The sequence below is a fragment of the Collinsella aerofaciens genome (genome assembly GCF_028209395.1).
GTDB lineage: Bacteria > Actinomycetota > Coriobacteriia > Coriobacteriales > Coriobacteriaceae > Collinsella > Collinsella aerofaciens_AZ.
This window is the reverse complement of sequence record NZ_JAQLDQ010000002.1, coordinates 101,643-114,053: the sequence shown is the minus strand read 5'-3', so window position 1 is coordinate 114,053 and position 12,411 is coordinate 101,643. Positions and strand designations below refer to the sequence as shown.

Below are 12,411 nucleotides of genomic sequence, written 5' to 3'. Positions count from 1 at the left end.
CAATGTGATCGGACGGGCTTTTTGGTGGGTATCATGGTTGGACGATCATTAGGAGGTTTCCCTACATGGAATTGTTTGAGCCAATTCTTCATTTCTTTGCACAACGATGGGTCCACAACATCATCTGGGCAGGTATCTTGGCTATCGGAACCGCCGTTGCCGCCAAGGTCGCGTCCAAGACCCTGCGCCACCTGCTTAACCGCGACGATAACCCACTCCCTTCATCCAGCATCTTCATCAACATCGCGCGCGCCGTCATATGGACGATCGGCGGCAGCTTTATCCTCGACAACTGCTTTGGCATTAACGCAAACGCCCTCGTCGCCGCTCTTGGCGTCGGCGGCATCGCCATCTCGCTCGGCTTTCAGGACACGCTGTCAAACCTCATCGGCGGCATGCAGGTGACGTTTATGGGCATTATCAAACCCGGCGACAATATCGAGGTCGGCGGCGTGTCGGGCGTGGTCCAAGATATCACCTGGCGCCATACGACCATCGAGGACGCCTGCGGGCAGACCATCATCGTCCCCAATTCAAACATCTCCAAGAACACGCTCGTGCACTTGATGCCCTTTGGGCGCGTTACCGTGCCCGTTGCCGTAAAGGACACGTCCAAGTGGGCCTCGCTGGATGCGCTGGCAGATGAGCTTACCGACGCCACCAAGGCCGCGGTGCTTCCCATCTCTGGCTTTGACAAGGAGCCGTACGTGCTCTTTAGCGAGATCGGCGACTTTGGCGTCAAGGGCAAAATCATCTTTATCGTCAGCGACGATAGCACCACCTTCACGGCAGCCGACGCCTGCATCCGCGCCATCGCCCCCATCATCGCCTAAAACCACCACAAAGGGGACAGGCACCTTTGTGGTGGTTTCGCATCGTGGTACCATGGTTCATATCGTTGTTTAAACGACTAAGGGAGTAGACACCATGGAAGAGGCCTATCGTCAAGCACGCAAGCGCGGCGAGCAGGGACGCCGTCACGCCATCAGCCAAAGCGAGCACCCGTACCTTACGGACCTCGATAGCCTCGTTGCCCAGCTCCCCTTAGGTCAGCGAGAGAGCGTCGGCCTAAGGGACATTCCGCTCGAAATGGTCGTCGGCACGGTTACCAAGGGCCGTCAGTCAGCCTTTTCGTGCAACTTTATGCCCCTGTTGCCATTTAGCACCGAGTTCGCCCGCAAGTGGTCCAACCTCTATGACATCCAGGTGACCGAGGGCTATCGCGACCCCATCATCGTCACCGAGTTCATGCATCGGTTCTACGTCCAGGAGGGCAACAAGCGCGTCAGCGTCCTCAAATTCCTGGACGCCCCGACGGTTTCGGCCAAGGTCACCCGCCTCTACCCCGGCACATGGGATTCCGTCGAAAGTCGCCTGTACGGCGAGTTCTGCGCGTTTTGGCGCGTCTGCCCCCTATACGAGATTGAGTTCTCGCGCGAGGGAAGCTATGAGACGCTCGCCAAGATGCTCGGCCAGGACCTTGTCGAAAAGTGGCCACAGAAAAAGGTCGACTACCTGCGCCATACCTTCCTACTCTTTAAACGAGCCTACCTGCGCGCCGGCGGCGACCATCTGGACATTACGCCCGCCGACGCTATGCTCGTCTACCTCAACGTGTACAACCAAGACCGCCTGCTGGATACGCCGACTGATATCGTCGTAAACCGCCTGTGCAAGATTTGGCGCGAGCTGGTCATTGCCGGCAAAAATGACGAGGACAAGGTCGATCTTGTCGAAGCGCCGAGCGTCGATGAGGAAGAGGCACCCGCCAAGCCCACCTCCGGCGTGCTCAACTTCTTTATGGGCAAGACCGTCTATTCAGCAGCCAATCCCCTGCGTATCGCCTTTATTCACGAATACCCGTGTGCCACGTCGAGCTGGGATAGTCTGCACGACCAAGGGCGCCAATATCTCGACGAGCACTTTGGCGGCATCGTGCGTACCGAGGCGTTCGAGGACTGTCACGATCCGGACGTGTTCTACGCCGCCGTGGAAACGGCTGTCAAACATGGAGCAAACGTCATCTTCTCGACCTCGCACCGCCTGATGGAATACACGCTCAGGGCTGCCGTCGAGTATCCTCAGGTGCGATTCCTCAACTGCTCCATCGGCCTTCCCCACCAAAGCGTCCGTTCGTACTTTGGCAAGATGTACGAGGCCAAATTTCTCTTGGGCGCCCTTGCCGCCAGCATGGCGGACAACCACCGCATCGGTTACCACGCGTCGGTCTTCGCCTCGGGCGCGCTCAGCGAGATCAACGCCTTTGCGATTGGCGCCTCGCTGCTCGACCCCCGTGCGCAAATTATCCTGACCTGGGGCGATGTGCCCGCTGGAGGCCTTGCCGAGGCCATGTGCCGCGAAGGCGCGAGCGTCATGACCGGCGCCGACATGTCAAAGTCACTCGAAGACCCCACGGCCTACGGACTCCACCGTCTGGTCGATGGCAAGGTTGTCGGCATTGCCATGCCGGTATGGAACTGGGGCCGATACTACGAGCTTATCGTGCGAAGTCTGCTGCACGGCACCTGGGATGAGACCAGTGACGACAGCCAGGTTCGTGCCGTCAACTACTGGTATGGTATGAGCTCGGGCGTCATCGACATTCGCTACGCTCCGGGCCTGCCCTATCAGACGCGTAAGCTTGTTCAGCTGCTCCGCAATGGCATCGTCGAGGGCTCCATCAATCCATTTGGCGGCGAGCTCCATAGCCAAGACGGCGTGGTGCAGATCGAGGGCTTTCCCCCGCTGCCGAGCACGCAAATCGTCGAGATGGACTGGCTGGCCGACAACGTGGTGGGCACCATTCCGCAACTCGACGATGAGCCGAAGGTCCGCGCCCTATGAAAATCCTTGCCATAGCCGATACCGAAGAACGATGCCTATGGGAGTGCTTTCGCAAGGAGCGCTTTGAGGGTATCGATTTGATTTTATCCGCAGGAGATCTGGACCCGGATTATCTTGAGTTTTTGGTCACGGTCATCAACAAACCGCTCATCTACGTGCGTGGCAATCACGATGACCGCTATGCGCGTCATGCACCGGGCGGCTGCATTTGTGTCGAAGACACCGTGTACGTGTATCGCGGCGTCCGCATTGCGGGGCTTGGCGGCTCCATGCGCTACCGAGACGGTGCCAACATGTATACCGAGCACGAGATGGCCAAGCGTGTGCGCAAGCTGTCCCGCAAAGTGAGGATGGTCGGCGGCTGCGACATTCTGCTGACCCATGCACCCGCCGCCGGCGTGGGCGATCTGGATGATCTGCCGCATCGAGGATTCGAATGCTTTAACACAGCACTCGAATCCTGGAATCCCGAGTACATGGTGCACGGGCATGTGCACCAATGCTATGGTCGCGACTTTCAACGCGAACGTCAGCACGCATGCGGGGCAACGATCATCAACGCCTGTGGCTATACGCAGTTTGAGCTGGACGAAGCGAGCTACCCCATCCGTGGCTGGCAGGCAGCTTGGCTCAATTCGCAAACCATGCGCCGCGAGCTCAAGCGCCACGAGGCAATCGAGTCCTCTACCGCCAGAACACCCTGGTAACCGTCACAAAGGGGACAGGCACCTTTGTGGCGGTTTTGGCCCGAGATAGCAAGAAACCCGGTCCTGCACGAGGCAGAACCGGGTTTCTTTAGCAATGCTTGCTTTGCTCAGGCAGTAACTAAAAGTTACTCAGCCAGGAAGTCACGCTGGACAGCGGGATCGACCTTGACGCCAGGGCCCATGGTGGAAGACACGGAGATGGACTTGACGTACTTGCCCTTAGCAGAAGAGGGCTTGACGCGCAGGATCTCGGTGTACAGGGCAGCGTAGTTCTCGACGAGCTGCTGCTCAGAGAAGGACTTCTTGCCCAGGGGCACGTGGCAGATGCCGTAACGGTCGGCGCGATACTCAACGCGGCCGGCCTTGAGCTCGGAAACCATCTTGGCAACATCCATGGTCACGGTGCCGAGCTTGGGGTTCGGCATGAGGCCACGGGGACCAAGAATCTTACCGATGCGGCCAACCTTGGCCATCATGTTCGGCGTAGCGATAGCGGCGTCGAAGTTGATCTCGCCCTTTTGAATCTGGGCGACGAGCTCGTCGGAACCGATGATGTCGGCGCCGGCAGCCTCGGCCTCGCGGGCCTTCTCGCCCTCGGCGAAGACGGCAACACGAACGGTCTTGCCGGTGCCGTGGGGCAGGGAGATGGAACCACGGATGTTCTGGTCAGCCTTACGAGTATCGATGCCCAGACGGAAGTGAGCCTCGACGGTCTCGTCGAACTTGGCGGTGTCGAGCTCCTTGATGAGCTTGGCAGCCTGAAGGGGGGTGTAGAGCGTGGCGCGGTCGATCTTCTCGGCAGCGGCGTTATAGCTCTTACCATGCTTAGCCATGTGCATTACCTCCTGTGGTTAAACGGGCGTGAGCCCTCCCACATCGTATCGTGTGCCCTATTGCACACATATAACGGGCGCCCCGGTCGGAGCACCCGTTATTACCTAAAGAAATCGCTACTCAGCGATGGTGACGCCCATGGAACGGGCGGTACCGGCGATGATCTTCTTGGCGGCGTCAATGTCGTTGGCATTGAGGTCCGGCATCTTGATCTCGGCGATCTTGGTGAGCTGCTCCTGGGAGAGCTGACCGACCTTGTCAGCCTGGGGCTTAGCGGAACCAGACTTGAGGTTCAGCTCCTTCTTGATGAGGTGAGCCGCCGGCGGGGTCTTGGTGATGAAGGAGAAGGACTTATCCTCGTAGACAGAGATCTCAACGGGGATGATGTCACCCTTCTTGTCCTGCGTCTCGGCGTTAAAGGCCTGGCAGAACTGCATGATGTTCACGCCAGCAGCGCCCAGGGCGGGGCCGACGGGAGGAGCGGGGTTAGCTGCACCAGCAGGAATCTGGAGCTTAATGACGTTGGCAACCTTCTTCTCAGCCATGGTCATTCCTTTCGAATCACGAGTGTGAAGTACTTGCTATATCGTAAGCACGCACGTGTTAGAAGCACTCCTGAGATGAGCAGTCACAGAAGAAGCACGCTCGCGCGAACGGACGAAAACTTAAGCGATGACAGCGACCTGGTTAAAGTCGAGCTCAACCGGCGTCTCGCGGCCAAAGATCATCAGCGTGACCTTAAGCTTGCCTGCCTCGGTGTTAACCTCGGAGACCTTGCCATCAAAGTCGGTAAGCGGGCCATCGGTGACGCGGACAGACGTGCCGACCTGAATATCGACCGAAGTGCGCTTGGGCGAATCGCCCTTACCGGGACGACGAGTCATCTTGTTGTACTCGTCGCGGGAAAGCGGAGCGGGCTTGCCGTTGCCGCCCAGGAAACCGGTGACGCCAGGCGTGTTACGAACGCACGTCCAAGCATCGTCATCCATCTCCATGCGGACCAGGACATAACCCGGGAAAATCTTAGAATCCTTGGTCTCGCGCTTGCCACCCTCTTTAATCTCGGTGACGCGCTCCATAGGAATCTCGATATCAAAGATACGGTCCTGCATGCCCATGGTCTCGATGCGATGCTCGAGATCGGACTTAACGCGGTTCTCGTATCCGGAGTAAGTGTGAACGACGTACCAACGCTTAGACATGGTTTAGCCCCTCAATCCAGAGAACAGAGCAAGAGCCTCGCCAAAGCCAGCATCGAGCAGAGCGATGACGACGCCGACGACGATCAGAGAAGCGCAAACGACGACAGAGTAGTTCACGAGCTCCTTCTTATCGGGCCACGTGACACGCTTCATCTCGGACTTGACCGAAGCGAAATACTTCTTGGTGCGGGCGAAGAAACCAGGCTTCTCGTTCTTCTTGGACTTCGCAGCCTTCTCGTTCTTCTTGGCAACGGCCTTCTTGGCCTCAACCTTGGAGTTGGCGGCAGCGTTATTGGCAGGTGCCGACTGCTGAGCCTTCTTCTTGTTCTTCTTGTTGGCCATTTGGGTTACCTCCGCGCAATGCGCTTATACATGAGTAAACCGTAAGCCCCCAATTGGGAGCTTACGGAATAATGACTGGCACGCCAGGAAGGACTCGAACCCTCAACACTCGGTTTTGGAGACCGATGCTCTACCAATTGAACTACTGGCGTATATGACTAGAGACTAGCGAGTCTCTTTGTGCAGCGTATGGTGACGGCACCAGGGGCAATACTTCTTGATCTCCATACGATCAGGCATGTTCGACTTGTTCTTGGTGGTCGTATAGTTGCGGCGCTTGCACTCAGTGCACGCAAGAGTAACTAGAGTACGCATTTATCCTGAACCTTTCATTTCCGCCCCGTACGGGCACGAGATGGTACTTTATCAGCTCTATGTAAGTGCTGTCAATGAAAACCTCGAATCAATTGGTTCTCGGTGGATCCATTCATATTTGGAACACATCAATGAAGCCATCGAGAGCTAATCGACGGTGCAACCAGGACCATTATTGATCCTCTCGACACCAGCAACGGCTCAATATCCATTGCAGAAAAGAACCCGGCACCCATATAAGTGCCGGGTTCTCTAAGTCAACTATCAGAGAGCTAATTTACTCAATGATCGTGGAGACGATGCCCGAACCGACGGTGTGGCCACCCTCGCGGATAGCGAAGCGCAGGCCCTCCTCCATGGCGATCGGGTGGATGAGGTCGCCCTCGATGGTGATGTGGTCACCAGGCATAGCCATCTCGGTGCCCTCGGGGAGCTTGACCGTACCGGTAACGTCGGTGGTACGGAAGTAGAACTGAGGACGATAACCATCGAAGAACGGGGTGTGACGGCCGCCCTCCTCCTTGGTCAGAACGTAGATCTCGCCGGTGAACTTGGTGTGCGGGGTAACCGAACCGGGCTTGCAGAGAACCTGGCCGCGCTCGATGTCCTCGCGCTTGATGCCGCGGAGCAGCAGACCGACGTTGTCGCCAGCCTCGCAGAAGTCCATGGACTTACGGAACATCTCGATACCGGTAACGACGGTGTTCTGGGTATCCTTGATGCCGACGATCTCGACGGGCTCGTTGAGCTTGAGCTCACCGCGCTCGACACGGCCGGTAGCAACAGTACCACGGCCGGAGATGGTCATAACGTCCTCAACGGCCATCAGGAACGGGAGGTCGTTGTTACGAGCAGGCGTCGGGATGTACTCGTCGACGGCGTTCATGAGCTCGCGGATAGCGTCCATCCACTTGGCGTCGCCCTCGAGAGCGCCCAGAGCGGAACCACGGATGACGGGGATGTCGTCGCCGGGGAAATCGTACTCGGAGAGGAGCTCACGGGTCTCCATCTCGACGAGGTCGATAAGCTCGTCATCGTCGACCATGTCGCACTTGTTCAGGAAGACGACGATGTAGGGAACGCCGACCTGACGGGCGAGCAGGATGTGCTCGCGAGTCTGAGCCATGGGGCCGTCGGTAGCAGCGATGACCAGGATAGCACCGTCCATCTGAGCAGCGCCGGAGATCATGTTCTTGACGTAGTCAGCGTGGCCCGGGCAGTCAACGTGAGCGTAGTGACGGGAAGCGGTCTCGTACTCAACGTGGGAGACGGAGATCGTAATGCCGCGCTCGCGCTCCTCGGGAGCCTTGTCGATGTTCTCGAACGCCGTAAAGTCAGCCTTGCAGCCCTCGGTCTCGGAGAGAACCTTGGTGATGGCAGCGGTCAGCGTGGTCTTGCCGTGGTCGACGTGACCAATGGTGCCGATGTTAACATGCGGCTTAGTGCGCTCAAACTTCTCTTTGGCCATAAAGCCCTCCTCTAAACAGGTCGTCCCCGGACGGGACTTTGCCTTTATACCATAGTGGCCTCTCAACATATTATTGAGAAGCCACCGTGTTACCTATGGTAGCGGTGACTGGATTCGAACCAGTGACGCCACGGGTATGAACCGTGTGCTCTAACCAACTGAGCTACACCGCCGGATGGAGCCTGCAACCAGACTTGAACTGGTGACCTCTTCGTTACCAACGAAGTGCTCTACCGACTGAGCTATACAGGCACTTGACGGGTGGGAGCTATAGGATTCGAACCTATGTAGGCAGAGCCAACGGGTTTACAGCCCGTCCCCATTAACCACTCGGGCAAACTCCCAATCGTTCAAGTATCCGCAGGTCCTTTGGTCTTTTGGACCGCCGCCCCCGCGAACGAAAAAGATAATACGATGCAACCTTGGGGGCTGTCAACGAAAACCTCTAGATACACGGTTCCGGGCGTATCTATATACCTTTGACCTGCGGTTTTGCTGTGTTTGGATATGAAGGATGGTGGATTTGCATGTAGCGGTAACATTTCCCGAGGGAACACTTTGTCGTAGTGGAGTACGCTGGCTGGAACGAACTTCGATAACGACTCATTTGCACCTATATATAGGTCGAGATCGGGCTTCCCTGGATCGATCGAGCGTGGATAATCTCCCGTTTGAAATCGAGCGTGGATAATCTCCCACTTTTGGTGTGCCCCCAAGGCCAAAGTGGCAGATTATCCACGCTCATTCTCCAGACGGGAGAACTATAGAGCCGCAACTACTCGGGCCAGGCCAAAGTAGACCCATAGAGCGGCTCACCCTTGGTGCAGGGGTAGCGACTCAAGTAACACGACGATAGCAAGTCGAAGAAATAAGTCATGGCATATTTCGAATAAACGCCGAGTCGGTCAATTCCGTTTCCCGCATTACCAAGACGATATATACGGTCAAAAGACCTCGATTTGTCATCGTTGCTAAACGCAGTAATTAGAATCTTCCTGCCCGAACGGCAATCAAGATACTCACGCGCCTGTGACGCAAATAGCCCGGAGACCGATACGAGAATTATCAATGACTGCGAAGCATCTCCCATGTTTTTCAATTCCGCGACGTTAGCCCCAGCAACTATGCGAACTATCTTGCCCGCATAAAACATTTCCTGCTGAAATCGTACGAGATTGGCGCTCACATTATTGGTGCACCAGATTTCAACGTTTTTATGGCCATCAATTTCGTCGGCAAGGTGCTTAATAGCAATATCGGACACGCCGCTTTCAACCTCAGCGAACATCTCGATCATGCGAACGTCGAGCTCTGCCCTGTACTCCTCGTAGCCAAATTCCTCCTCTCGATGGCTTAAGTCGCTTGGAAAGACTGATTGAGTAAATGATTCTTTCAAATCGCTAAGAGACTGGTAGCCCAATCGATTGCAGAAACGACGAACAGCGGAACGGGTCACGAATGCATCGCGGGTTATTGCGGCAACATTGATTTCGCTCGAACGCCTAATGTGAGCGACGAGATATCGAGCGATGGCGGCATCGTTTGACCCAAACTCGCTGTTGATGATGGAGCTAATGCGATTGAGCACATCGAAGTCATTGATATTCACGTGATCCCTCTTTCCGCTCTCCTCGAAATCATAGTTCATTTATTGAATCAAACAGCTTTGGTCGTTCTCCTATGATTCAAATCAGTTGACGTCATCTTAATCGTAATTCCGCCACACGTATCCACCGTGTTGAATGATGGAAAGGGGATTCATGGGCAACGTGAACAACATGCCGTTTCTCTGGGGTTCCGCCACGGCGTCTTATCAGTGCGAGGGTGCCTGGAACGAAGACGGCAAAGGCCTTGGCGAGTGGGATTTCTTTAGCCACACAAGCAATAAGAACATCAACCATGTTGACGGTGATGTATCTTGCGACTTCTACCATCGCTATGAAGAAGATATCCGCATGATGAAAGAAGGCGGACAAAACACCTATCGCTTCTCTCTTTCATGGAGTCGAATCATCCCCACGGGTATCGGCGAAGTGAATGAAGAGGGTATCGATTTTTATAATCGGGTCATTGATTGCTGCCTCGAAAATGGCATAGAGCCCAACGTTACGCTGTTCCATTACGATCTGCCATTCACGCTTGCTTGCAAAGGCGGATGGCTGAACAATGACATGGCAGAGTGGTTCTGCAAATACGCCAAGATTTGCTTTGAGCGCTTTGGAGACCGCGTCAAAATCTGGGCTACCGTTAACGAGCCGCATTTCTACAGCTACTGCGTAAACATGTTGGGCAACTATCCCCCCAATCGATCGCTCGACGTTCAGTCGTACATGCAGTTTCAGTACAACCTGATGCGCGCAAGCGCACTCGCAGTCCGAACATATCGTCAAATGGGCTACGACGGCATCATCGGCGCCGTCCACGATGGCGGCGTTGTCGAACTCGACCCGGCAACCGAGCACCCTGATGACGTATTTCGATACGCAGACTTTTTCGCCAATCGCATGATTCTGGCACCAGCGCTTCAGGGTCAACTGCCGCCAGAAATGGACGAAATCCTTGAAAAACTTGGCGTCTCGCTCTATCGATCCCCAAATGACGTAGAAGAATTCAGAGACGGTAAAGTCGATTTTATTGGACTCAACGTGTATTGCCGAGAGTATGTAACCGACTGGCACGGTGGAGAGCTTGCCGTTTCGGCGAACAATAAGGGCGGTTCGAGCAAAAAGGTCGAAGGAAAATGCATTGCGCCCTTGTTTGAAAGCGCCCGCGACAGCAATGTTCCCCGCAATAAATGGGGCCGCGAAATACTCCCAGGTTGCATGTATTCAACCATCATGGATGTCCACGAGCGCTATGACGCGCCCCGCATCTTTATTACGGAAAACGGACATGGCGCCTATGAGCAACCAGACGCAGACGGAATGATCCACGATGATGACCGCATCGAGCTTCTGGGCCAGTTCATCGAGCACATGATGAGGGCTAAGCGCGACGGCGCGCGCGTTGAGGGCTACTACCTCTGGTCGACGATGGATCTGTATAGCTGGATCAACGGCTACGAAAAACGATACGGACTTGTCCATATCGACTTCGAGAACAATCTGGAGCGCACCCCCAAAAAGAGCTGGTATTGGTACCGAGACCTTATCTCGAAGTATCAGGAGCAGGAAGGTTAGGAGAAAGAGATGAAATATCAGGCAATGTCCGAAACAGTCCTAAAGGCTGTTGGCGGCAAAGAGAACATTACATCGGTAACTCATTGTGCGACGCGCCTTCGCATCGACGCACGAGACACCTCGATCATCGATCTCCAGCTCGCCAAATCGGCCGATCAGGCGCTCGGGGCAGTAGTCAGCGGTGGCCAGCTTCAGGTGATCATCGGCCCCAACGTCACCGAGGCTTACAACGACTTCCTCGACTTCGCGGGAATCGAAGTCGGCGGTGGCACGGTTGCCGACGATGCCCAAACCGCCAAAGACCTTGCAGAAGGCATTAAAAGCGGTAACACCGCCATGGGCTTGATTGAGAAATTCGGGAACGTCTCTGCACAGGTATTCATGCCCATCGTCCCGGCGCTCATCGTTGGCGGACTCATTCTTTCGATCAAGAATCTCCTGGTCAATTATTGCGGATTGAGCACCGATAGCGGAACCGCCCAGGTCCTGTTGGCGATCTTTAGCGCTTCGTTTAGCTTCTTACCCGTTTATCTTGGTTATCAGCTCGCGGCCGTCATGAAGATGCAGCCCATCATGGGCGCATTGCTGGGCGCGATCATGATCAGCTCGTCCATTAGCGGTGCCGAGGGTCTCGACTTTCTTGGTATTCCCATCCCGACGAACGACTATTCGAGTACGGTAGTGCCCATCGTACTGGGCGTTGTATTCATGTACTTTGTCGACCGCGGCCTTCAGAAGATTATTCCCGACGTTACCAAACTGTTCTTGAAGCCGCTGCTCACCATGATCATCGTCGTGCCCGTCGAGCTTATTATCCTTGGCCCCGCCGGCAGCATGATGGGCTACGCGCTGAGCGATGCCGTCACGTGGCTTATGGACAACGTGGCATTTATCGCTACTCCGATCCTGGCAGCCCTTAACCCCTATTTCGTCATGCTCGGTCTCGATAAGGCTTACATCGCAATCGAAGTTACGAGCCTGGCGCAGCTCGGTTGGGCACCCATTATCTTTGGATTCATCTCGAACCTCTGCATTGGCGGCACGAGCCTCGCCCTGGCAACTGCCATGAAGGGAAACAAAGAGAAGAGGGGTATGGTCACCACGGTTGCCGTCACCGCACTCTGTGGCGTAACCGAGCCCGCGTTCTACGGTTGCCTCATCGAGCGTCCCCGCCTGCTTGTCGGCACGGCAATCGGCGCGCTCTGCGCTGGACTCCCTGCAGGCATCTTTGTTCTGAAAGAGTATGTTGCGGGAGCATGCCCCGGCCTTCTTTCGGCACTCATCTTTATCGCTCCCGATGGGTCCATGGGTAACTTCGTGCTGGCATGCGTTGTCGCCATCATCGCCATCGTCGTCTCCTTCATCGCTGCACGCGTGATCATCAAGAAGAACCCCAGCTATATTGAGTAGATGCCCGCTGTTTGCATTGGGGACATCCTCGGCAGACCATTAGCAAGAACCCAAGAAGTTCCTTAGGAGCTCGATTAATCCATTCGGATTCCTGAGGCACAAACGGCCCC

Annotated in this window: 12 protein-coding genes and 4 tRNA genes; 5 read left to right on the top strand and 11 right to left on the bottom strand. The window is 55.6% G+C overall.

Translation table 11 applies throughout. From position 1 onward, the window contains the following. Nucleotides 1-65 precede the first annotated feature (65 nt). The 3 genes from PMW67_RS01775 (at nucleotide 66) to PMW67_RS01765 (ending at nucleotide 3,551) form a co-directional block, all read left to right on the top strand. On the top strand, nucleotides 66-833 hold the full coding sequence (locus tag PMW67_RS01775) for a mechanosensitive ion channel family protein (RefSeq protein ID WP_117773474.1): 768 nt from the start codon (nucleotides 66-68) through the stop codon (nucleotides 831-833). A 94-nt stretch (nucleotides 834-927) separates the two neighbouring features. Continuing rightward, entirely contained in the window at nucleotides 928-2,844 is a 1,917-nt protein-coding gene (locus tag PMW67_RS01770; RefSeq protein ID WP_117773475.1) for a BMP family ABC transporter substrate-binding protein, read from the top strand. Then, the gene (locus PMW67_RS01765) at nucleotides 2,841-3,551 is read left to right on the top strand and encodes a metallophosphoesterase family protein (protein ID WP_117773476.1); all 711 of its coding nucleotides are present in this window, start codon (nucleotides 2,841-2,843) and stop codon (nucleotides 3,549-3,551) included. Before PMW67_RS01770 ends, PMW67_RS01765 begins: the two co-directional genes overlap by 4 nt. A 125-nt stretch (nucleotides 3,552-3,676) precedes the next feature. Here the strand turns inward: PMW67_RS01765 and rplA are convergent, their stop codons facing one another. From rplA to PMW67_RS01710, 11 genes are all read right to left on the bottom strand, one after another. Next, complete coding sequence (gene rplA / locus PMW67_RS01760; RefSeq protein WP_022093892.1) at nucleotides 3,677-4,384, bottom strand: 50S ribosomal protein L1; 708 nt, start codon at nucleotides 4,382-4,384, stop codon at nucleotides 3,677-3,679. Between the two features lie 117 nt (nucleotides 4,385-4,501). After that, complete coding sequence (gene rplK, locus PMW67_RS01755) at nucleotides 4,502-4,930, bottom strand: 50S ribosomal protein L11 (RefSeq protein ID WP_022093893.1); 429 nt, start codon at nucleotides 4,928-4,930, stop codon at nucleotides 4,502-4,504. A 120-nt stretch (nucleotides 4,931-5,050) separates the two neighbouring features. Beyond that, nucleotides 5,051-5,587, bottom strand: a complete 537-nt coding sequence (nusG, locus tag PMW67_RS01750; protein ID WP_006234984.1) for a transcription termination/antitermination protein NusG — start codon at nucleotides 5,585-5,587, stop codon at nucleotides 5,051-5,053. Nucleotides 5,588-5,590: 3 nt separating this feature from the next. After that, on the bottom strand, nucleotides 5,591-5,929 hold the full coding sequence (gene secE, locus PMW67_RS01745) for a preprotein translocase subunit SecE (protein WP_117773477.1): 339 nt from the start codon (nucleotides 5,927-5,929) through the stop codon (nucleotides 5,591-5,593). 76 nt (nucleotides 5,930-6,005) lie between these two features. Beyond that, nucleotides 6,006-6,081, bottom strand: a tRNA-Trp gene (locus PMW67_RS01740). 13 nt (nucleotides 6,082-6,094) lie between these two features. Beyond that, nucleotides 6,095-6,244: a 50S ribosomal protein L33 gene (gene rpmG, locus PMW67_RS01735; RefSeq protein ID WP_117655047.1), complete on the bottom strand. Its 150-nt coding sequence runs from the start codon at nucleotides 6,242-6,244 to the stop codon at nucleotides 6,095-6,097. A gap of 277 nt (nucleotides 6,245-6,521) precedes the next feature. Then, complete coding sequence (gene tuf, locus PMW67_RS01730) at nucleotides 6,522-7,712, bottom strand: elongation factor Tu (protein WP_089572520.1); 1,191 nt, start codon at nucleotides 7,710-7,712, stop codon at nucleotides 6,522-6,524. Nucleotides 7,713-7,808: 96 nt separating this feature from the next. Then, nucleotides 7,809-7,885, bottom strand: a tRNA-Met gene (locus PMW67_RS01725). Nucleotides 7,886-7,888: 3 nt separating this feature from the next. Continuing rightward, a tRNA-Thr gene (locus PMW67_RS01720) sits at nucleotides 7,889-7,964 on the bottom strand. A gap of 10 nt (nucleotides 7,965-7,974) precedes the next feature. Continuing rightward, a tRNA-Tyr gene (locus PMW67_RS01715) sits at nucleotides 7,975-8,056 on the bottom strand. 431 nt (nucleotides 8,057-8,487) lie between these two features. Further along, complete coding sequence (locus PMW67_RS01710) at nucleotides 8,488-9,321, bottom strand: MurR/RpiR family transcriptional regulator (protein WP_164473278.1); 834 nt, start codon at nucleotides 9,319-9,321, stop codon at nucleotides 8,488-8,490. Between the two features lie 151 nt (nucleotides 9,322-9,472). On the opposite strand from PMW67_RS01710, the gene PMW67_RS01705 reads away from it, so the two are divergent. Both PMW67_RS01705 and PMW67_RS01700 read left to right on the top strand, forming a co-directional pair. Then, the gene (locus tag PMW67_RS01705; protein ID WP_117635377.1) at nucleotides 9,473-10,891 is read left to right on the top strand and encodes a glycoside hydrolase family 1 protein; all 1,419 of its coding nucleotides are present in this window, start codon (nucleotides 9,473-9,475) and stop codon (nucleotides 10,889-10,891) included. 24 nt (nucleotides 10,892-10,915) lie between these two features. Beyond that, the gene (locus tag PMW67_RS01700) at nucleotides 10,916-12,301 is read left to right on the top strand and encodes a PTS transporter subunit EIIC (protein ID WP_271738603.1); all 1,386 of its coding nucleotides are present in this window, start codon (nucleotides 10,916-10,918) and stop codon (nucleotides 12,299-12,301) included. Nucleotides 12,302-12,411 lie beyond the last annotated feature (110 nt).